Consider the following 20,940-nt stretch of genomic DNA (forward strand, 5'->3'; position numbering starts at 1 on the left):
TGGCGTCGCTGCTACGGTTTTGCTACGCTACAGCGTTACAATCTCTCCAAAAAAAGGAGGCGCAATGCAAGCCATCAAATTCCCTTTTCTGGAACACACCGGCGCGACACTGAAGCGTGCCGAGGCGGGCGAGGCGGAGGTGGAACTTCATGTCCAGCCGCACCACCTGCAGCACCTGGGTTTCGTACACGGCGGGGTCATCTCGACGCTGATGGACAACACCGGCTGGTACGCCGCCGTCTCCAACCTGGACGAAGGGTTTACGGCCGTCACGATGGAGATAAAGATCAACTACCTCAAACCCGCCTCGGGCAAGCACCTGCTGGCCTCGGCCGCCGTGAAAAGACAGGGGCGCAAGACGGCCTTCGTTACCATCGAGCTGCACGACGAAGGCAAGCTCGTCGCCTTCGCCACGGGCACCTACGCCATCATGGAAGAGCCGCAGCAGCCCTAAAATGTTACATAACGAGGTCCGAGTTGTAGTGGCACGTGAAGCACTCGGGGCGTTCGTCGAGCACCTCGGCCAGGATCTCGGCGAAATCGGGGAGCACAATGTTCCTTAGCCCCGCCTCCTGCGCTTCGACGATCTTGATCAGCTCTTCGGGCCAGTAGACGTAGGTGGTCGTGCGCGCCGCGTTTTTATAAATGTGGATTTTATCGTCGATGATGTCGTATTCCATGCGTCGCTTCAGTCCGGGGTGTTCTGCATCGCCTCGATAACGGCGTTTCTGTAGGTTTCGGCCTCGGCCATCGTCGTGTAATACCTCGTCCACACTATCCCCGCGATGATCTTGAAGTAGTAGAGCTTCTCATCCATCTTGTTGCTGTTTGCGACGTAGTTCTCATTTTCGTAGATCCCGGTGACCCCCGAGATGTTTTTGACGGCGATGACGTTGCCGTAGCTGTCCTCAAGCAGTTGCATACTCGCTCCTCTGTGTTGGCATTAAAACAATTATATATGCAAGCCCCTCTCTTGCGGACGGAATTATTGCGCACTATTTAGCACCATGCTGAAGAGATGGACATTGGTTTTTCGGAGGAAGTTTTTGCTTGGATAGGTTGAGCGGCGGGATCTGCAAAAACAGACCCTGCATGACGGACCCAATGCCTAGGATCGGTCCGACATAGGAGTGATGACTATCTGCTGCACATCGGTGAGCAGTAGTCGCATCCATCTACGGCCGGGTAGAATACTTTTGCTGCCTCAAGCGCATTCAGACAGTGTGAAAAGCCGCCAAGGAAAATTCTCTCACTCGGTAACTGTGTGCAACCCTCTTTATGAACTGCGTGTTCACCTGAATTCCCTGCTTCTTTGCTTACATAGTATTTAGCTGCCATATCTTGGTCCTTATGCTGTCAGCATAAGTGGTGAGACGTGACATATTAGTCTGTTTATTAGGGTAATCTTAGATTTTCAGCCCTAATTTTAAAGGCACAGACTAAAATATGTTTTGCGTTATAGTCTAAAACCACTTATCCTGGTTTTGATTCTGACCGGAGTGCCATTCGCAGTGGCACTCTAATCACACCTACAATGCTACTTCATTCCGAAACGGAAGCGTTGCCGTTCCAAAAATCATACCGGCTTTCAAAATTCAGTGCACATACTATTTCTACTCACCATGTAGTCAAGTACATTCATATCAATGACCCAAAATGTGGCGTGCATAAATTATTCAAGAACGTTATATTTCCCGCGCTTTGTTTTCATTCTGTGACCTAACTTTTTAGACATTCGGAGCAAGCTTTACAGATCTTTAATAATGGAGAATATTTATTATTTACAAGAGTCTGAGAGTGCTCATCTTAGTAGGTTCATATCAAGAATGTTGGGAAAGTCTCGCAATGCAGGGGTTTGAAGCAGTTCGCATTATTGAGAAGATCAAAATAATTTGTTGCCTGTATCCTTAACGTTGATGCACTTTCCAGTTGGGAGTAGTTTTGGAAATAAACGATAGTGGTCTGTTTTGCTGAAATTGTAAATTTATTGAAAAATTTCTAGTTTGGAAGTTTTTGTGGGAAGTTTCTGCTTAGTGGTTGCGACCGGTGAGGTTTGAAAAATATATACCGTAGGATTTATATAGTGATCGGTATAAAACTACCATTATTTAGAAAATACATTTTTGAAAACTATAGTGTGAACAGCACGAGTAAAAACTCGTGCTATCCTAAGTTATTTCCCTTTTTCCCATCTGGATTACTCTTGGGAGTCTTTTTCCCATTCATATTTGCCACATGGTATCCGGGATAATTCCCACTCTTAATTTCTCGACAGAATTCATCTCTTGTCATATCTTTGCCATTGTAATTGTCATGAAATGACTCATTACGTCCATTCTTGTCTTCTGAAGTAACAGATACACGTTTGCGTGCCATGTTTGATCCTTTAAATCACCGGCTTACGTGCTAGGATGCTATATCGCATGCTGTCATTCTCTGCTTACATTTACTTTCAGCTTTGATTTAATAAATCAGCATACAATTGTGTTGTAACAGCATTTACTACCACATTTGCTGGTTTGTTTTTTTGAACGGTGTGCTATTACGACTAGCTATCCGTTCATTACAAAATTCTACAGTACATTTTTGAGCTCTCGTGCCGCTCAAAAAAATCATACTACTTTTGAAAATATAGTGCAAACGCCTTTCTGCTCGCCATGCAATTCATCTCATTGATCTAACATTTGGAATGAGCAAATCATTCAGGCCTTTTAGTTGAAAGTATCGATTTATAGAAGAGTTTTGTTTTTGGGAGTGAAGGTGTCTACCCAAGAAGAGGCTTCTTGGGATGCATCGCTTGTTTTTTCTCGATGCAACGGCTCTGTCATATTGGACAGCCGTTGCCCGGGTAGACAAGGGGGTCATTGTCGTCGCAGTCCCCGGTTGGATCGGCCGGGGTTGCTTCGCCGTAGTCGACGCAGTCCAGGTCTGTAGAGAGGACGGTACTTGTACTATCCGGACGGTAGCCGTCGTTGTCGGCATCCTTGTAGCAGAGTTCGCGGCCGTCGCAGTTGCTGTCGATGCCGTCGTCTACCGTTTCCGTCGAACCCGGGTTGATTGATGCCACGGCGTCATTGCAGTCCATGCCGTTGTCCGCATAGCCGTCAACGGCGCTGCTGCCGCAGGCGCCTGGAGTAAGGCTGACACCGCCCGCAGCAGGGTAGGCTTCCTCGGAGGTAAAGGAACCATACGTGTCGTGGTCAGCATCCACGAAACAGACTACGAAGTCGTTGCAGTTCTCATCGAGATCGTTCCCGGCTGTGTCTGTCGCGCCGGGATGGATAGACGCATCGTTGTCATTGCAGTCATCGGTAAAGGGAGCGGAACCGCCGGCGTTGGCGTTATAAGCTGAAGCGACATAAGTGTCGCCGTCCTGGTCGTAATCGTTCATGCTGTCACAGTTCTGATCGATGCCGTCGTACCAGATCTCCGTCGCCCCGGGGTGGACCGCGGCGTTTGCGTCGTCGCAGTCGCTGAGCGATGCACAGTAGCCGTCACTGTCCGTGTCGGTACAGGTCGTCCCAAGGTAGGCGATGCGCAGGGGTGCGTAGGCGCCGTCGCTGGTACCGCCCGCTATTTTCATTGCCGAGGAGCTGTCCTGCGTCAGCGGGTGCGGGTCGCTGCCGTCGGCGAGGGCGTCGTCATCGGTATCGGCATCGGCGGGGTTCGTCTCGGAAGCGCCGACGGCGCCGTTCGTATCGAGATCTTCGCCGCCTGCACAGACCGTCGCAGATCCGTCGCAGAGGCCGTCATTGTCGCTGTCCGGGTCGAGGGGGTCGGTATGTGTCCCGGGGTCGGTATCCGGCTGCCAGAATGCGAGGTCCGTCCCGCTGTAGGAGACGGCTGCCGCACCGTCGCTGGTACCGCCTGCAACGCCCGAAGTCAGGCCGATCTCGAGGCCGTCGTTGAGGCCGTCGTTGTCACTGTCATTGTCCAGCGGGTCGAGTGTGTAGGCGACCTCGTTGCCGTCGGAGATGCCGTCATCATCGGTGTCGGCATCGAGGGCATCGGTATTGGCGGTAAGCTCCTGGCCGTCATTGAGACCGTCATTGTCCGTATCGGGGTCGTTGGGGTCCGTCCCGTTGAGGGCTTCCGCGGCATCCGAGACCCCGTCGCTGTCCGTATCGGGAGAAGGGGTACCGCTGCAGACGCCGGCGCCGTCGCAGACATCGTCCACCGTCAGCGGGTCCTGGTCGTCGCAGGCCGTGCCGGCGACGAGATAGTACATATTGCAGCCGGCGGTATCGCAGAAGCCTGTTGACGGGTCACAGTACGGGGAGGTACACGGGTTGCCGTCGTCGCAGACGGTGTCGTTGGGCGTATTGGCACACGTCCCGGCGGTACAGACATCTGTCGTACAGGCGTAGCCGTCGTCACAGGAGACTGCCCCGTTCTCATCCGTAGCGCCGTCGCAGTCATTGTCAAGACTGTCACATGGGTCCAGGGAGCTGTTATAGTTGGGATCATGCGCAAGGTAAACGGCGTCGTCACAGGGGAGCCAGCCGGAAGCGCCGCCGCAGATTTTCCTTGCACCGCTGCAGACCCCCTCCTGCATCTCACAAAGCGGTGCGATGAGGTCCGGGTCGTCCATGTCGACCAGGTTGTCGCCGTCATTGTCGATACCGTCGCAGATTTCGACTTCATCGATCATGCCGTTGCAGTTGTCGTCGATACCGTTCCCTATGATTTCCGGCGCGCCCGGGTTGACGTTGGGGTTGGTGTCGTTGCAGTCGGTCGTAAAGGGGTAGCCGTCCGCATCGGCATCGGCGGGGGCCATCACGGTGTAGGAGAGCGAGAGCTGACTCAGCGCATTATTGCCGGTGTCGTTCACGTCGATGACGAGGGTCTGGGTGCCTTCCGACCAGAAGGTTTTAGCCGAAAAGGTCAGGCGGTCATTGGCATGAACGTCCGTGCTCCAGGTCCCGCCGTTGCTCTGGGGGCTCATCGTGCCGGTGAGCAGAAGGCTGCCCGTATCCATGCTCCGGGTGAAAACGACGGCGATGGTGTCGTTGACCTCAATGTCCGAACCGCTTTCGGGAACGGCGATCGCCTTGAGCGGGACGGTCATGCCTGCGTCAAGCATCCCTTCGCTCAGCGTGTGCATCGCTTCGACCGCCCCGACCAGCGTTATCCCCAGCGCCGTTTCGACGTCCGCAGCAAAAGTCGGGGAACTGAAATCCGTCCCCGCAGGGAGAGCGGCGATCAAAGTGCTGTTGAGATCGATGAGCCCGTTGTTCGGGTCGCCGTCTCCGTCAAGCGACTGCAGCAGCCGTGCCAGGTTGACGGCGGCAGCGGTGTCTGCAGGGAAGAAGCTGTAGGGAGCGACCGGGCCGCTCTCGGCCGTGACGGTACCGATAGTGACGGCGCCGACGGAGAAGGTGACGGTGTCGCCGTCGGGGCAGGTATATCCGCCGCCGGCATCGGTCGTACCCGCCGTACCGGAAGAACAGGCATAGGAAAGCCCCTGCACGGGGGCGTCAACAAACTGGCCGGAGACCGTCGGGGTACTGCTGCCCCCGCCGCCACCGCCACACGCAGTCAAAAAGATCAACGCCGTAAAGGCGGGTAAGAGCATTCCCATCCGGTTCATCATGCCATCCTTTGTCAGAGCAATAATTTTATTATTAAACTATCCCTCTTAGAAACGTATAAAAATATTGCAGGAAAGAGTGGGAGCAGTAACAAAGACGGCAGCATTGCAATTGGAAGAAATAAGCGATGGGCTTTTGTTTCAGAGTTTGAAGTCAGTTTGGAATGTTTTTGTGAATAAAGTAAGAAGATGGTGCGACCGGCGAGATTTGAAAAATTACACCATGGATATTTATATTAGAGATTAAGATAAAATAGTTGACATAGAGATTGTTTAGTGATATCATTATTCAATCTCATTCAAAGGAGTAACGATGAGAAGAAAAGCCACTCTTATTGCAAGAGGACAAGATGAAGAAAAAGTTGGAATCAGTTTGAAGATTCCTAAAAGTTTGAAAGAGCGTTTGCAGGATTATTCAGAACAACAATCTGTTTCTATGAATGCACTTATTTCGGCATTTATTGAATTGGGGCTTGATGATGATTACGAGCAGCTTTTACAAGGAATTTATGCAGAATTGAAAAGTGAAGCACTTTCACTTGAGCATGATATTTATAGCTGTCAGCATGACTTGTTGCATGATATGGATCCTGATGATGCTAATAGACTTAGGAACATAGAGGATGCTCATTCGAAAGTTTTGAACTTGGCTAATAGCTTGAAGAGGTACATATGAAAGTAATTATTGAAGGCAAAGCACTGACAGTTTACAAAGCCCCGGATTACTACGATAAAGATAGTGGCGAAACCACACCTGGTAAATACAAGTTGCAGTTGCTCGTCGAATCGGAGTTAATGAACGGACAGGTTAAACAGGAAATGAAAGATATCAGCATCCCGGATGATCGTGTCAAAGAGTTTGAAGGGCAGATCGGAAAGCCTGTACAGTTGAAATGTGATTTTGTTTCAAAGACCTCGGTCAATTTCTATGTGAAGTAGAGCCACGTTGCGAAAGTTGCGAAGCAAACGTAACGGGGAAGCAACCGAGTGAAACGAGGGCGGTAGGATGACACTGGAACTGGAACACATGGTATTTTTACTGATTGTGCTTTTGAAGTGTTTAACAGTATGAGCGCATAGAGAGCCGTCCGGCAAGACAAGAGCTCCCTACGGCGTTCCTCAACCAGTTAAGGAAAGAAACAATGAATGATACAGTAGTAGTTCAAAAGAGCTTATTAGAAGAGCTTGTCGATGTTTTGCATGAAGCAAAGGCTAAACTTTCTTTGGTATCTAGCATCAGTATGGATGATGTGTCAAATGATGCATCATTCGGGCTTTACTTGTTCGCTTCGAACATTAAAGATGATCTGAACCGTGTTGAGGCAACACTCGAAGCTGTCTGCAGTGATGAGCATAACAAGGATTGACTATGCTCCAGGTATCGCAAGACACGAATGAAGGCTTGGCCCGCAATAGTAAGCCGCGGCATTACGCGGCGTCGCAAAGCGGGCATGAGCCGAGCGTTCGGCAGCTGTGCTGCGGGGCGCCCTTGACTAGTTATAAAAAAGTTGTGGACATTGTCCGAATGTACGGATTGAGCGAAGGGGATCTGCACGACGTGCGACAGAAGATTCGGAAGCAAGACAACTTTTTAAACTACAGCTACGTTACCGACAATCACAGCGGTCAGACGTTCAGTCTGAAAGAGTGCATTGTCTCTTCGAATCACAACCCTAAACGCTATCATGGCGAGATTCAGAACCGTATCAACACTCTGGAGAAAGAGGCCACTGAATCGGGCTTAACCCCGGTCTTTCTGACGATCACGCTTCCTTCGGAGTTCCATGCTATGAAGCAGGGTAAATCTGGGGATTTGGTACCGAATCCCAAGCACAACGGTATCACGCCCAAAGAGGCGGTAAAGGTGCTTACAAAGATGTTTGCCAAGCTCCGGCACGACCGCTCCCTCAAGGAGCTGACCAAGTCGCAGCGCATGTACTATCGCGTCAACGAACCGCACAAGGACGGTACACCCCACACACACATTCTGCTTTTCATTCCTGCCGACGGGATCGCACGCGTCGAAAAAGCTTTTTATCGTCTCTTTAACCCCAAGGGAAACAGGTTCGTGAAGGACATTCGAAATGCTGCCAGCTACATAATGAAGTATATAAACAAGACCCTTCCAATGTCGAAAGAGCAGCGCACGAAAGAGGACGAATACCTCAATGCATGGTATATCAAGAACCGTATTAACCGCTTCTGCTCCAGCCGATCCACCGCCCCGATGTACCTTTACAGGATGCTGCACAATCACTATAGCCTCTATGCTCTTACACAGGTACGGAAACGTAAAGAGTTGAAAGTCCTTTGTTATGTCGGCGACGACAAGATACAGGAAATCTGGCACGGCGAAGAGCTGCTCTTTATGCGTGACGAAAATTTCACGCTGCACACCATCAATGGATTAGCTGCATGAATATGATTGAGTGAAGGTGTAAAGAGATTTTCAAGGGTTGTCGATAAATCTTCTGGAGGTTCGTATTTTAGGGAGTTTAAGAGTTTAGATGGTGCGACCGGCGAGATTTGAACTCGCACACCAAGTTGGCACTACCCCCTCAAGATAGCGTGTCTACCAATTCCACCACGGTCGCGTTTAACAGTAAGTTTTAAAAGACCAGAATTATACTGGCGAAAATGTTATAAACAGCTTAAAATTTATCAAGCTGTCAAAAAAAACGAAGGCCGAAGCCTTCGCGGGTTTTTCGGCTGATTAGCCGAGGTACGGGTTAGCGTACAGAGCGATCAGGGCAATAACGAGTGTATAGATGACCTGAGCTTCGATCATCGCGAGGGCGATGAACATTGTTGTCATGAGCTTACCACCCAGACCCGGGTTGCGAGCAGTACCTGCGATAGTCGCAGCAGCAGTGTGACCCATACCGATAGCGCCACCAAGAGCAGCGAGACCGAGGCCAACGCCTGCAGCGATCATAGAGTAAGCTTTGAGTGTCTGGTTTGCAACGTCAGCGTCAGCTGCGAAAGCAGCACCGGCGAAAGCAACCATCAGAAAAAGAATCTTTTTCATGGAGTTCTCCAATAAATTTTTTTGTGTCAAAGTCCGTTCGGCTTGCGTATCCCTACTTGTTACTTTGCGGGCGAATTATAGATATTGCACGCTTAAGAGGCGCTTTGTTGCCTATATATTGAGAACGATGGTTTTGCCGAAGGGGACTTCGCTCTGCGTCTCGGGGGTGATCCAGACGGTGTCGATGAGGGGTTCTTTGTCCGGGAAACGGCCGTCGCAGTCGGTGAAGTAGAGCAGCAGCGGGGCCATCGGGGCGTAGCGCTCCGTCCATTCGAAAACGGGGCGGAAGTCCGTGCCGCCCCCACCTTTGAGCTCGAAGCGCAGCGGCTCGCCGGGGTAGAACTGGCGGTGCGACTGCACCTTGGCGTCGCATACGAGCAGTTCGATGCGGTAGTCGGCGAAGGTCTCCAGGAGCGACTCGACCTCGGCGATGAAGCGCCCCAGCAGCTCCTCGTCGACGGACCCGGAGCTGTCGATGGCAATAACGATGTCGAGGGTCTCCGAGGTGGACGAGGGGAGGTAGATGTGGTTGTAGAGCAGCTTCTTGGAGGGCGGGAGCATGCGGTAGTCGCTTTTGAGGTGGCGGGAGAGGGCGTGAAAAAGCTCGCTGCGCCAGTCCACGACGCTCTGCTTCGCGGGGACGAAAAAGCGCTCCAGCCCCAGCGGGGTGTCGCCCTGCTGCTCCAGCATCTCGCGGACGGCCTTTTCAAAATGCTCGAACAACGACTCGTCCACGCTGTTCTCCACCTCCATCTGCGGCCGCAGTTTGTCCGGGTCGTGGTCGCCTTCGGCGTTTTTCAGCTCGTCGCGCTTGCGCTGGTTGTTCTCGTTGAAGCCGGTATCGTTGCTCTCGTCGTCGCTGTACTCCTCGTTCTTGATCTCGTCTTTGAGCTGGGCATAAATAGCCTCGGCGTACATCCCCTCGAAACGGGGGTCGTAGTTGACCTGCGGGGGCAGGGCGAAGTTGTTCTGTACGAGCATGGTGTTGATGGCGTGGTCGGTGGCCAGCTGCCACAGCCAGCTCATCCGCCCGTTCTGGCGCCGCTCGTGAACAAGCGCCGCGTGCATCGCCCCGTTGGCGAGCATGAATTCGCACTCCCCGTCATCGAGGCCTTCGACGTAGTCGGGGTTGTACTCCAGGCGGAGGCCGTTGCTGAGAAAGCCCGGGATGTCCTCGCTGGTGTCCAGCTCCAGGCGGCTGGCGAGGGTGCCGAAGTAGGGGGAGTTCAGCAGGAGGCGGGCTTTGGCTTTGCCCAGTTTTTCCAGGGCTGTTTTTTCAGACATGGGTTAGAGCCTGAGGGGTTGTTCCCCTTCTTTTTTGCTTATCCAAAAAAGAAGCCGAACCGGGAAGAAAAAAGGATAATTCGGCTGCCGCGCATGAAAAGTGTTGCTCGAATGTTCGGCTTTTTTTATTACGTGCGCGTTCCATGCTGTTCCCTTTTTCTTGTTTACTCTAGAAGGAAGGCGAACTTGCCGACCCAGTTGCCGTAGGCGTCGAGGTGGTCCATCATGACGCCGTTTTTCTGGAGGTCCTGGACGATGAGGACGGCGAACTCCGGGGGGAGCAGGTGGGTATAGTCGAGCAGACGGGTCAGTACGCTGTCGTCGGAGGCTTTGAGCACCTTGGAGACGAGGGCGGAGGCGAGGGCGTAAAGGGCGCTGAGATCCTCGGGGACCTCGCGCGACTCCCCGCGCAAGACGGCGTCGGTGTCGGGCAGGAGGTGCATCACCTTGGCAAAGGCCGTGAAAGCGACGGCGCGCTCCTCGCCGACGGCCCCGGCAATGGCGTTGAGAGCGAGCTGATCGCGCATGCCCGAAGCGAGAACCCCGTGGACGAACTCCCAGCTGCGCGGGGTGGGGAAGCTTTTGGTATCACTGGCGGGGTCGAAACCGAAGAGGGCGTCGTTGTTGGCGGTGATGTAGCCGATGATGCGTTCGTCGATGCCGTGCCCGTAGGCCCAGCGTCGCCAGTCGTCGACGTTGACGTCCATCTCCAGGTGGATAAAGCGGTTGGCCAGGGGCAGCGGCATGCGGTAGACGACACCCCGGTCGTTCTCGCGGTTGCCCGCCGCGACGATGGCCCACCCCTCGGGCAGTTCATACTCGCCGACCTTGCGGTCGAGGATGAGCTGGTAGGCCGAGGCCTGAACGGAGGGGGCAGCGGTGTTGAGCTCGTCGAGGAAGAGGATGCCGCTCCCCTCCCGGGGCAGAAAAGAGGGCGGCGCCCAGACGGCCTGGTGCGCCTGGTTCTCGTAGAAGGGGATCCCCTTGAGGTCGGTCGGGTCCATCAGGGAGAGGCGCAGGTCGATAAAGCCGATGCCCTTGGCGTCAGCGATCTGTTTGACGACGGAGGATTTGCCGATTCCCGGCGCCCCCCACAAAAAGGTCGGCAGCTTCTGATCAATCAGCGCTCCGAGGGTTTCCGTAATCTCTTGGCTTCTCAAGGGCACCTCCAATTCCCCTGCGTGAATTTCAGAAGGGATTTGAGGTATGAGATTTTTTTGGTGCGCTTTGCAGGCATAGCGGAAGCTACGTCAAAAAGTGTACCAAGGAAAGATCGTGCCTCAAATGCTTTCCCGCAGGGCGTTGCAGAGAAAACTCTCTTCAGGATTGTACTATGCTTCAGGCACTTAACAAGCCCCGGAGCGTGGACTCCGATGAGAACTTTCTCTGTAACGCTGAAAACGCGATGGGGAGTTGGATGTGCCCTCATAACCATCCTATGTTTTCGCGTTGAATGAACTGCCCGAAGGCGTCGTTGGTCCGGACGGCCCGCTCGAAACGGGCGTCGAGCTGCAGCTGCTGCAGGATGTCAATGGGGGTGGCGGGGTTGGCCGCGAGGGCACCCAAAACGTCCGCATTCCCCCGAGTGTAAAGCTGTTCGAGCAGGGCGGCGGGGGAAGCGGGGTTACCCGCGAGGGCCGCGTCGCAGCCCGAACCGGCCAGCGCCGTCAGGGCTTCGCTTGTCATGGCGGGGTTGGCTGCCAGCGCGGCGCGCACGGCGGGGATCTTTGTTTGCATGAGCGCCCCGGCGATCTGCAGTGAAGGGTTGGCGGCCAGTGCCGTCATGACCGCCTCGTCGCCCGTCTCGAAGAGGCGCTGCTGCATTGCTTCTGTCAATGCGTGGTTCGCGGCCAGTGCTTTGGCATGGTGCGCGAGCCCCTTTTCAAAACGCGCTTCGTCCAGCGCGATGTTGGCGTACCCTGTTGCGGCCAGAGCGTCGTCGGCAAAGAGACGCTCCGCCAGCGCGGCATCGAGCGCCGGGTTCGAGACGAGGGCCGTGGTGACGGCGGGTACGTCGAGGGCGGCCAGCTCCTGCTGCAGCGCCGGGCTGAGGGCAGGGTGTGTCGCCACAAGTGCGCGCAGGGCGTCGTCGCCCTGGCGGATGAAGTGCTTCAAGGTCGGCTCGTCGCTGTCGGGGTGCAGGGCCAGAGCTTCGAGGATCGCGCGCATCTGGCGCTCGTTGCCGCCTACGGCCTGGCGCAACGGCGCGAGGCTGCCGATGACGCGGATGAGCCGGGGGCGGCGGGTCTGCCGGAGCAGGTGCATGAGACCGAGGGTGGAGTACTGGACGTTGTGGTTGCGCTCGATATGCTCGTAGTAGCGCCCGATCAGCGCCGCCGTGACGTCGCGGTTCTCGTCCGTGTCGAAGAACCCCTCCCCCTTCCAGTCGTAGAGCTGCAGCAGTTTCAGGAAGAAATCGTTCGAGATGTAGGGGTTTTGCAAAAAGGCGTGGAGCCGTTCGTTGTCGCGGGTGAGCTTGAGGCTCATCATGATCCGCTCGGGCTCGATCTGGGTACAGAGCGTTTTTTCAAAGGCATCGATGGCGAGGGGCACGACCTTGTCGCTGTCGTAGAGGCGGTCAAGCTCCTCCTGCTCGAGGGGATTGATCAGCCGCCCCTCGACCACGGCGTCGACGTCGGCGTCGTAGCGGTCGGCCAGGGTGATGTCCGCGGCGCGCAGGAGGCGGTCGAACTCCTCGCGGTTCAGCGCGCGCGGGGCGCCGAAAAGCAGGATGCGTTTATGGGTGAATGTTCGCGGTTGCATGGACGTATTATAACGCTTCGCCCTTGACGCATTTGGAATAGTATCTGCAATTAAGCTTCGCATCTGCCAAAATACACATAATAACATAGTTGAATACTATGGATTGCAGACAAATTCGCTTTGCTTCGTCTATAATAGCAGCGAAGCAACATTAAAGGATAAGGAATGATAGCGTCTAACATCACCGAACTGATCGGCAACACACCGCTGATTCGTCTCAATGCCCCCTCCGAGCAGACCGGAGCGACGATTCTCGGCAAGTGCGAGTTTATGAACCCGACGAGCTCCGTCAAGGACCGGATCGGTTATAACATGATCAAGACGGCGATGGACGACGGTATCATCAATGCCCAGACGACGATCATCGAGCCGACCAGCGGCAACACGGGGATCGCCCTTGCCTCCATCTGCGCGGCGCTGGGGCTGAAACTGACCCTTACGATGCCCGAGTCGATGAGTATTGAACGCCGCAACATCCTTAAAGCCCTCGGCGCGGAGCTCGTCCTGACGCCGGCGATGGCCGGTATGAAAGGCGCCATCGAGAAGGCGGAAGAGCTCAAAGAGAGCCTGGGCAACGCCGTCATCCTGCAGCAGTTCCAGAACCCGGCCAACCCGGCGGTCCACATCAAAACGACGGCCGAAGAGATCCTGCGCGACACGGACGGCAACCTCGATATCTTCGTGGCCGCCGTCGGGACGGGGGGCACACTGACGGGAACGGGCACGCGCCTCAAAGAGGTGATCCCCGCCATCGAGATCATCGCCGTCGAACCGACGGACTCGGCGGTCCTCTCCGGCGGCAAACCGGGCCCGCACAAGATCCAGGGGATCGGCGCGGGCTTCGTGCCGGACGTTCTCAACACGCAGATCTACGGCGAGGTTATCACCGTCAGCAATGACGACGCGATGGCGACGTCGCGGATGCTGGCCAAAGAGGAGGGGCTGCTCGTGGGCATCTCCGCCGGGGCCAACGTCTACGCCGCGATGCAGGTCGCCGCGCGTCCGGAGAACAAGGGCAAGACCATCGTCACCATCCTCTGCGATACGGCCGAACGCTACCTCTCGACGGCACTGTTCAGCGAATAGGCATGCCGTTTCTGGAGACGATCCTGGCCGAAGAGGGACGTTTCCCCTACCTGCCATGGCATCAGCAGCGCCTGGACCGCACGCTGAAGCGCCACGGCATCCCGAACCTTTACGACCTTGAGCGTCGCCTGGAAGCCCCGGAAACAGGGCGTTGGCGCTGCCGGGTCCGGTATGATGAACAAATGTTCACATATGAACTTCTCCCCTATACCCCCCGCATTATGACCTCACTGCAGCCGGTCACGGACGAGACGATCACCTACCGCGACAAAACGACCGAACGCACACGGCTCAATCAGCTTTTTGACCTGCGGGGCGGGGCGGACGACGTCCTGATCGTGCAGGCGGGCCTCATCACCGATACGACCATCGCCAATGTCGCCTGTTTCATCGGGGGGCAGTGGCTGACCCCGAAGCGGCCGCTGCTCGAAGGCACGGCGCGGGCCCGGCTGATCGCCGAGGGGACGCTGACCTGTGCCGACATCACCCTCGATGCGGCACGGGGCGCGGAGCGGGTGGCCGTGATGAATGCCTTGTCAGGCTTTGTCGAGGTGAGCGGTGGTATACTTCCCCCGATTAATTAACTTGGAGAGATGATGCTCATCAATATTCTGAATGATGAAAAATTTGTCGATTTAATGCAGCGGCATGTCGAGGAGCTGATGCTCTACCTCTTCGAACACGACCAGTCTTTCGGCATTCTCTGCAAAATCGAGCATCTGAGCTTCGAACCGGAGCTGCCCGAACACATCACCGAGTCGTTCCGCCCGATGACCCTCTTTTACCTGGCGGGCTACACCTTCGACAGCGCGCGCATCGACGGCAACCGGCTTATCTTCGAGGCGGGCTTTGGCCCGGAGAACATCGGCAGCTTCGTCACGGTGCCGCTGCCGAGCATTATGCAGATTATCATCGACGAAACCCCCATCTTTATCAACCACGCCGTCTATAAAGAGGGTGAGGAAGAGATGGAAGCGGTCGATGACGGCGGGATCGAAAATTCAATGGCGGCGTTTTTGTCAAATCCGGAAAACGAGAAGTTTCTGAAGAAGAAGTGAGCGGTTTTGTTCCCTTTCTTCTTTGCTCGCACAAAGAAGAAACCGAACCCGAAAGAAGAAAGTGCGAAAGGCTGTCGCATTCGGGGCACTCCATTCCCCGATGATGCGACTGACACGCTAAATATCATTTCTGAGTCGAATAAGAAGGCGGAGTGTCACAGGCCACTTTGACACTAAGTACCTAGTGCCTGCCCCGAGGGAAGTCTCCTGGGGGATAGAAGAGTATGAAACGTACTTACATCCGCATGGTGAGCAGGAAGTCGACGACGTTGTTGACGAAGGCGTCGTGCTTGCGGTCTTTGGAGTAGGCGATGTAGAACTTGCGGTGGACGCGGAAGTTGCGCATGCGTGATTCGTACAGTTTGCCCTCGGCAATCTCGTCCTCGATAACGTGGCGGGAGATGACCGATACGATCGGGCGCTCGGCGTCTTTCGGAGAGCGCATGATCGTCTCTTTGACCGCCGTCGGCGACTGCACGACCCCGATGACGTTGAACGTCGAACAGTCGATCTCAAGCTCTTCGAAGGCTTCGGAGACGAGCTTGCGGGTGTGGGAGTTCTCGTCGCGGCAGACCCAGTCGAAGGTGAAGAAGTCCTCTTTCTTCAGGTACTTGGGCAGCGGCTGGTTGGAGAAGAGCACCAGTTCGTCCTCCATCCATTCGCGGTAGATGATCCCGTCGCGGAAGACCGGTGACTCGATCAGCGCGACATCGATCTTCTTGTCTTCGAGCTCGTCGATGATCTCGTTGGAGAGGCCGACATGCATATAGACCTCGTTGTTGATCTTCTCTTTGATGGCGCCCAGGTAGGTCGGGATGACATAGTTCCCGATCGCGTAGGAAGCGCCGAGGATGAAAGTGAAGTCTTTATTGATGATCTTGAGCAGCTCTTTTTGGCTTGTGTTGATCGCTTTTTCGAGTTTGACGGCGATACGGTAAAGGTCCTCGCCCTCTTTGGTCAGCTTGATGCCGTTCTTCTTACGCTCGACGATGCGCGTATCGAGGTACTCTTCGATAAATTTGATCTGTTGGGTGACGGCGGGTTGGGAAATGCCCAGTTTCGCGGAAGCCTTGGAAAAGCTCTTCTCTTTGACGACAGTCAAAAAAGTTTGGAGTTTGGCGAAGTCTTTCAGCATTCAGATATCCTTGGCAAATGGGCCATATTTGTCTTTGTTATAAAGCATCCGCTTTTTGATAACAAGGCTCCATAAAAATAAAACATCAGAATTATAACGTACAATGATAGTCATTTCAATAAGACGGATTAGTTCTGATTACTTTTTTTATAATTTCCCGATAAAGCAATGCGAAAAGTGTCATCAAACAATGAGAGCTTAAAAAATTATTGATATAATAGATTAACCTAAAAACACGAAAAATAGAGATGGAACAAATTTTCAAAAACCTCAACGAGCAGCAGGCCGAAGCCGTCAAGAAGATCGATGGTCCCTTATTGATCCTTGCGGGCGCGGGCAGCGGCAAAACGACGACCATTACCTCGCGGCTTGCCTACCTGCTGGACGTTGTCGGGATCCCGGCGAGCAACACGCTGACGCTGACCTTTACCAACAAAGCGGCCAAGGAGATGCGCGAACGTGCCCTGGCGATGATCGACGCGAAAAGCTACCCGCCGCTGCTGTGCACCTTCCACAAGTTCGGCCTGCTCTTTTTGAAGTTCCATATCCACCGGCTGGGGCGGGAGAACAACTTCGTTGTCATCGATACGGATGACAAGAAGCGGATTCTGAAAAAGCTTGCCGGCGACCTCCCGATGCCCCTCGTGGCCAGCGAGATCTCCCGCTATAAGAACTCCCTGATTACGCCGGAAGAGGCGCATGCCCAGGCGGAGCAGAAGAACTACGAACAGATCGCAAAGGTGTACAAGGAGTACGAGGCGTACCTGGTGGAGAACAACCTGGTGGACTTTGACGACCTGATTGCCCTGACGTACAAACTGCTCGATGAACACCTGGAGCTGGCCGAAGAGACGAGCAAGCGCTACCAGTACATTATGATCGATGAGTACCAGGATACGAACGAACTGCAGTTCAAGCTGCTCCAGAAGCTTTGCAGTGCGCACAACAACCTCTGCGTGGTCGGGGATGACGACCAGAGCATCTACGGCTGGCGCGGGGCGCACGTGCGCAACATCCTGGAGTTTGACCAGGACTTCCAGGACGCCATGGTCGTCAAACTCGAGCACAACTACCGTTCGCGTACGCCGATTCTGACCGTTGCCAACGCGCTGATCGAGCATAACCGCTCCCGCCTGGGCAAGACGCTGCTGCCGACCCGGGGCGAAGGGGATGACGTCAAGATGCTCTCTTCGAATGACGAAAACGAGGAGGCGAGCAAGATCTCTCTGCAGATCAATAAACTGATCGGCGAAGGGATACGCCCCAACGAGATCGCCGTGCTCTACCGCATCAATGCGCTCAGCCGCTCCCTCGAGGAGGGGCTCAACCGCGCCGGGATCCCCTACAAGCTCGTCGGCGGGCTGCGCTTTTACGACCGTGCCGAGATCAAGGACCTGATCAGCTACCTGCGCGTCATCACCAACCACCACGACAACTTCTCGATGAAACGCATCATCAACAAGCCCAAGCGGGGCATAGGCAAGGCGTCCATCGACAAGCTGGAGCTGGCTGCCATGGAGCAGGAGCGTTCCCTATACGATCTTATCCGCCTCAGCAGCACGGCCGAGCTCGAGGCCCTGGTGCGCAAGAAAAACACGACGACCCTCAAACAGTTCATCAGCGAGCTGGAGCAGATGCGCGCGATCGCGGACGAGTCGCTCTACAGTTTCGCCGAGCGTCTTGACGAGATCTTTAAGATCAAGGCCTTCTACGAAGCGATGCCCGACGGCACCGAGAGGGTGCAGAACATCGACGAGTTCTTCGGGCTTTTCCGCGACTTTATCAAGCAGAACCCGGAGGCGAGCCTGGACGCGTTCCTGAACGAGGTCTCCCTGCAGAGCGAACAGGACCAGGTCGAAGGGGAGAGCATCTACATTATGAGTATCCACGCCTCCAAGGGGCTGGAGTTCGAACACCTCTTCATCATCGGGCTCGAAGAGGGGTTCCTCCCCCTTGTCGGGGACGGCAGCGACCTGGAGGAGGAGCGCCGCCTGGGCTACGTCTCCTTTACGCGCGCCAAAGATACGCTGACGCTGTCGCACGTGCAGAGCCGCTACTACAAGGGGCGCCGTACCGAACTGGAGAAGAGCCGCTTCTTCGGCGAAGCGGGACTGTGCGAAAGCTCGCTGAAGATCGAGAAGAACACGGCGTTCAAAAAAGGGGACCTCGTCCGCCACAAGATCTTCGGCGCCGGGCGGGTCATAGGCGTGAGCAAGGCCGGGCGCGAATTCAAGCTCAACATCAACTTCGGCGGCAACAAGCGGGAGATCCTCGCCTCTTTTGTCGAACGCCTCTGATACGTCTATGAACCGACTTTTTGTTGCTTATAAGCCCTCCGGGCTCAGTTCCAACCAGTTCCTGCGGACCCTCAAACGCAAGTACGGGGTGAAAAAGGCGGGCTATTCGGGGACCCTCGACCCCTTTGCGAAGGGGGTGCTTATTATCGCCTTCGGCAAATACACCTCACTTTTCCGCTTTCTCGATAAAACCCCCAAGCGCTACCGGGCGACGCTCTGGCTCGGGGCGCACTCCGATACCCTCGATATCGAAGGGGTCGAACGCATCGACGACGTCGCGCCGCTGCCGGAAACAAAGGTCCGGGAGGCCGTCGAATCGCTGCAGGGGGAGCAGGCCTACCCGCCGCCGATTTTCAGTGCCAAACGGATCAACGGGAAGCGCGCCTACGATCTGGCACGGGCGGGCATCCCCTTTGAGCTGGAGACGATCCGCTCAAAGGTCTATGACGTCAAGCTGCTGCACTACTGCCACCCCTTTGTGACCTTCGAGGCAACGGTCTCCGAGGGGACCTATATCCGTTCGCTCGGACGGCTCGTGTACGAGCGGCTCGGCCTCGAGGGGGGATCACTCAGTATGCTCGAGCGTCTTTGCGAGGGGCAGTTCGTCTACGAGGGGGAGAAGCCCCTCGATATCCGCGGCGCGCTGCGGGTTCCACCCATCGAATACCGGGGGGAGTGGCGCAAAATCACCCTGGGGCAGCCGCTGACGCGCGACGAGTTCGCCCCCGGCGAGGACGGCATCTACCGGGTCGACGACGGGCGGGAGCTCTCGATCTTCTCCTTCGACGCCGAGGGCGTGCATTACGTGTTGAACAAGGTGGCATTATGAAACATTACAAGGCACCGGCGAAGGTAAACATCTTCTTGAAGATCACAGGCAAGCGCGGGGAGTACCACGAGATCCTCTCGCGCTTTATGGTGGTGGAGCAGCTGCACGACCTGCTCTACTTCTTTCCCAAGGAGGAGGAGGAGGAGTTCGTCATCGACGGCGATTTTGCCTGTACGACGGAGCAGAATACGATCTACAAAGCCTACCGTGCCCTGTTAGAGGCGACAGGGTCGACGGAACTCGAGCGGCTGATGCAGACCCACGGCATTGCCGTCAACAAGCACATTCCCGCCTTTGCGGGCCTGGGCGGGGGCAGTTCGGACGCGGCGACATACCTGAAGATGTGCAACGAGGTGCTGCACCTGGGGCTGGACGTCAGCGAGCTGGCCGCAATCGGGGCAAAAGTAGGGGCGGACGTCCCCTTTTTCGTTTACGGCTATCCGAGCGCAAACATCTCGGGCATCGGCGAGATCGTCGAGCCCTTTGCGGAGGCGCCGCTGCAGCTCGAGACGCGCACGCCGCCGATCGAGATCAGCACCCCGGCCGTCTATAACCGCTTCCGGGAGGGCTTTTACAAGGAGCTCTCCGACGAGGCCTATGACTACTATGCACAGACCGATTCGAAAACGCTGCTCTTGGAGCTGAGCGCCGACGACGCGAACGACCTTTTCGAACCGGCGCTGTCGCTCTACCCGGAGCTCAAAGAGCATTTCCGCCACGGCTGGTTCTTCTCCGGCAGCGGGAGCAGTTTTTTCAGGCCTGTTCCTCCGGCGTAGGCAGCTGTGATGCGAGCCTGCAGTGTTCGGAGTAGGGGAGGAAAAGACTGAAGGTCGTTCCCGTCTTTGAGGTGTCGACGGCGATGGCGCCGGCAAAGATCTTTTCGATGATCTGGCGGCTCATGTGCAGCCCGATACCGCTCCCTTTCATCTGTTTCTTTGTCGTGAAGTAGGGGTCGAAGATCTTCGGTTTGACCTCGGGGGCGATGCCGGGGCCGTTGTCCGACACCGTAATGGTCATCCCTTCCCCGTTCTTGTTGAACAAAAGCGTGATCTGTTTGGATGGCGTGTCATAACCCTCCAGGGCGTCTTTGGCGTTGCTGATGAGGTTCAGCAGCACCTGCGAGATGGCGGTCGCGATCTCCAGATGGTTGGCCTCCAAGGCATCGGTTTTTTCAACCCGCAGCGTGATGCGGGCGCCTTTGAGCAGCGGGGCGACGATCCCCTCCATCTCCGAAACGATCTGTTTCAGGGGCAGGATCTTCGTCGGGGCCCGGTTTTGGAAAAAGGAGCGGAAGTCTTCGATAGTATCAGAGAGATAGAGGGTGTTCTGCTCAATCGTTTCAAAGGCCTGGTCCAGGGTCTCATCGTCGAGCTTCCCCGTTGCCTGGGCGAGCTTGAGTGACAGGAGGGTGAGGTTGACGGCGTTGAGGGGCTGGCGCCACTGGTGGGAGATGTTTGAGAGCATCTCACCCATCAGGACGAAGCGCTCCTGTTCGAACAGGAGCAGATCTTTCGCGTGGTTTTTTTCGATCTCCTCTTCGAGCGCCGTTTTGTAGCGCTCCATGCGCAGCATCAGGTTGAGGACGGCGGAGAGGATCGTCGGGGTCAGCAGCAGAGGCATCAGAATGGAGAGAAACGCGACAATGGGAAGCAGCTCGCCCATAAAAAGATAGAAGATACCGCCTGCCAGGACGAAGGAGACGGTGGTCGAAACCAGGGTGGCCCATATGATGATTGTTGTCGGGCGGTAGCGGCTGATTTTGTCGAATAAACGGGCAAAAAGATTCATAAGAAATTATAGGGGCAGATTGATTAAAACTAGATCGCGGCTCGAGAGGTTATTGGCGCGATAATTGGCGGCAGAGCGGCGG

Annotated in this window: 21 protein-coding genes and 1 tRNA gene; 11 read left to right on the plus strand and 11 right to left on the minus strand. The window is 55.4% G+C overall.

All coding sequences use genetic code 11. The features are described from left to right. The first annotated feature begins 64 nt into the window (after positions 1-64). Positions 65-454 carry a PaaI family thioesterase gene (locus ACM66T_RS02390; protein WP_231020201.1) on the plus strand — a complete coding sequence of 130 codons (390 nt, stop codon included), beginning with the start codon at positions 65-67 and terminating at the stop codon, positions 452-454. 4 nt (positions 455-458) lie between these two features. Here ACM66T_RS02390 and ACM66T_RS02395 read toward each other — a convergent pair whose 3' ends face one another. From ACM66T_RS02395 to ACM66T_RS02410, 4 genes are all read right to left on the minus strand, one after another. Then, positions 459-680, minus strand: coding sequence for a hypothetical protein (locus ACM66T_RS02395; RefSeq protein WP_231020202.1), 222 nt, complete (start codon positions 678-680; stop codon positions 459-461). An 8-nt stretch (positions 681-688) separates the two neighbouring features. Next, complete coding sequence (locus tag ACM66T_RS02400) at positions 689-922, minus strand: hypothetical protein (RefSeq protein WP_231020203.1); 234 nt, start codon at positions 920-922, stop codon at positions 689-691. Positions 923-2,163: 1,241 nt separating this feature from the next. Further along, entirely contained in the window at positions 2,164-2,376 is a 213-nt protein-coding gene (locus tag ACM66T_RS02405; RefSeq protein ID WP_231020204.1) for a DUF3892 domain-containing protein, read from the minus strand. A 448-nt stretch (positions 2,377-2,824) separates the two neighbouring features. Then, positions 2,825-5,590, minus strand: coding sequence for a MopE-related protein (locus ACM66T_RS02410; protein WP_231020205.1), 2,766 nt, complete (start codon positions 5,588-5,590; stop codon positions 2,825-2,827). Positions 5,591-5,903: 313 nt separating this feature from the next. Between ACM66T_RS02410 and ACM66T_RS02415 the strand changes: the two genes are divergently transcribed. The 4 genes from ACM66T_RS02415 (at position 5,904) to ACM66T_RS02430 (ending at position 8,009) form a co-directional block, all read left to right on the plus strand. Continuing rightward, a complete protein-coding gene (locus tag ACM66T_RS02415) occupies positions 5,904-6,266 on the plus strand; it encodes a hypothetical protein (RefSeq protein ID WP_231020206.1) in 363 nt (120 codons plus the stop codon). After that, positions 6,263-6,529, plus strand: a complete 267-nt coding sequence (locus tag ACM66T_RS02420; RefSeq protein ID WP_231020207.1) for a hypothetical protein — start codon at positions 6,263-6,265, stop codon at positions 6,527-6,529. Before ACM66T_RS02415 ends, ACM66T_RS02420 begins: the two co-directional genes overlap by 4 nt. A 203-nt stretch (positions 6,530-6,732) precedes the next feature. Next, positions 6,733-6,957 (plus strand): hypothetical protein, encoded by a 225-nt coding sequence (locus tag ACM66T_RS02425; protein ID WP_231020208.1) that lies wholly within the window; start codon positions 6,733-6,735, stop codon positions 6,955-6,957. Positions 6,958-6,959: 2 nt separating this feature from the next. Further along, the gene (locus tag ACM66T_RS02430; RefSeq protein ID WP_231020209.1) at positions 6,960-8,009 is read left to right on the plus strand and encodes a replication endonuclease; all 1,050 of its coding nucleotides are present in this window, start codon (positions 6,960-6,962) and stop codon (positions 8,007-8,009) included. A gap of 89 nt (positions 8,010-8,098) precedes the next feature. Here the strand turns inward: ACM66T_RS02430 and ACM66T_RS02435 are convergent. The 5 genes from ACM66T_RS02435 to ACM66T_RS02455 all read right to left on the minus strand — a co-directional run bounded on the left by ACM66T_RS02435 (position 8,099) and on the right by ACM66T_RS02455 (position 12,665). Continuing rightward, positions 8,099-8,184 (minus strand) — tRNA-Leu (locus ACM66T_RS02435). 119 nt (positions 8,185-8,303) lie between these two features. After that, complete coding sequence (locus ACM66T_RS02440; RefSeq protein WP_231020210.1) at positions 8,304-8,618, minus strand: F0F1 ATP synthase subunit C; 315 nt, start codon at positions 8,616-8,618, stop codon at positions 8,304-8,306. A gap of 111 nt (positions 8,619-8,729) precedes the next feature. Then, entirely contained in the window at positions 8,730-9,902 is a 1,173-nt protein-coding gene (locus ACM66T_RS02445) for a VWA-like domain-containing protein (RefSeq protein WP_416768737.1), read from the minus strand. 164 nt (positions 9,903-10,066) lie between these two features. Further along, positions 10,067-11,062, minus strand: coding sequence for an AAA family ATPase (locus tag ACM66T_RS02450; protein WP_416768738.1), 996 nt, complete (start codon positions 11,060-11,062; stop codon positions 10,067-10,069). A 265-nt stretch (positions 11,063-11,327) separates the two neighbouring features. Next, positions 11,328-12,665 (minus strand): hypothetical protein, encoded by a 1,338-nt coding sequence (locus tag ACM66T_RS02455; protein WP_231020213.1) that lies wholly within the window; start codon positions 12,663-12,665, stop codon positions 11,328-11,330. Positions 12,666-12,830: 165 nt separating this feature from the next. Between ACM66T_RS02455 and cysK the strand changes: the two genes are divergently transcribed. The 3 genes from cysK to ACM66T_RS02470 are packed head-to-tail and all read left to right on the plus strand — an operon-like array spanning position 12,831 to position 14,809. Then, positions 12,831-13,751, plus strand: coding sequence for a cysteine synthase A (cysK, locus tag ACM66T_RS02460; protein WP_231020214.1), 921 nt, complete (start codon positions 12,831-12,833; stop codon positions 13,749-13,751). A 2-nt stretch (positions 13,752-13,753) separates the two neighbouring features. Then, positions 13,754-14,335 (plus strand): aminotransferase class IV, encoded by a 582-nt coding sequence (locus ACM66T_RS02465; RefSeq protein WP_416768739.1) that lies wholly within the window; start codon positions 13,754-13,756, stop codon positions 14,333-14,335. Between the two features lie 12 nt (positions 14,336-14,347). Beyond that, entirely contained in the window at positions 14,348-14,809 is a 462-nt protein-coding gene (locus tag ACM66T_RS02470; RefSeq protein ID WP_231020216.1) for a hypothetical protein, read from the plus strand. 235 nt (positions 14,810-15,044) lie between these two features. Here the strand turns inward: ACM66T_RS02470 and ACM66T_RS02475 are convergent, their stop codons facing one another. Continuing rightward, the gene (locus ACM66T_RS02475) at positions 15,045-15,944 is read right to left on the minus strand and encodes a LysR family transcriptional regulator (protein ID WP_231020217.1); all 900 of its coding nucleotides are present in this window, start codon (positions 15,942-15,944) and stop codon (positions 15,045-15,047) included. 248 nt (positions 15,945-16,192) lie between these two features. Between ACM66T_RS02475 and ACM66T_RS02480 the strand changes: the two genes are divergently transcribed. Genes ACM66T_RS02480 through ACM66T_RS02490 form a run of 3 tightly spaced genes read left to right on the plus strand, consistent with a single transcriptional unit; the run spans position 16,193 to position 19,846 of the window. Then, positions 16,193-18,241: an ATP-dependent helicase gene (locus tag ACM66T_RS02480; protein ID WP_231020218.1), complete on the plus strand. Its 2,049-nt coding sequence runs from the start codon at positions 16,193-16,195 to the stop codon at positions 18,239-18,241. Positions 18,242-18,248: 7 nt separating this feature from the next. Next, positions 18,249-19,070 carry a tRNA pseudouridine(55) synthase TruB gene (truB, locus tag ACM66T_RS02485; protein WP_231020219.1) on the plus strand — a complete coding sequence of 274 codons (822 nt, stop codon included), beginning with the start codon at positions 18,249-18,251 and terminating at the stop codon, positions 19,068-19,070. Then, complete coding sequence (locus ACM66T_RS02490; protein ID WP_231020220.1) at positions 19,067-19,846, plus strand: 4-(cytidine 5'-diphospho)-2-C-methyl-D-erythritol kinase; 780 nt, start codon at positions 19,067-19,069, stop codon at positions 19,844-19,846. The genes truB and ACM66T_RS02490 overlap by 4 nt, the downstream gene beginning before the upstream one ends. Here the strand turns inward: ACM66T_RS02490 and ACM66T_RS02495 are convergent. Beyond that, positions 19,824-20,858 (minus strand): sensor histidine kinase, encoded by a 1,035-nt coding sequence (locus ACM66T_RS02495; protein WP_416768740.1) that lies wholly within the window; start codon positions 20,856-20,858, stop codon positions 19,824-19,826. The two genes, ACM66T_RS02490 and ACM66T_RS02495, sit on opposite strands and share 23 nt — an antisense overlap. Positions 20,859-20,940 lie beyond the last annotated feature (82 nt).

The organism is Sulfurimonas sp. ST-25, from assembly GCF_048079205.1.
GTDB lineage: Bacteria > Campylobacterota > Campylobacteria > Campylobacterales > Sulfurimonadaceae > Thiomicrolovo > Thiomicrolovo sulfuroxydans.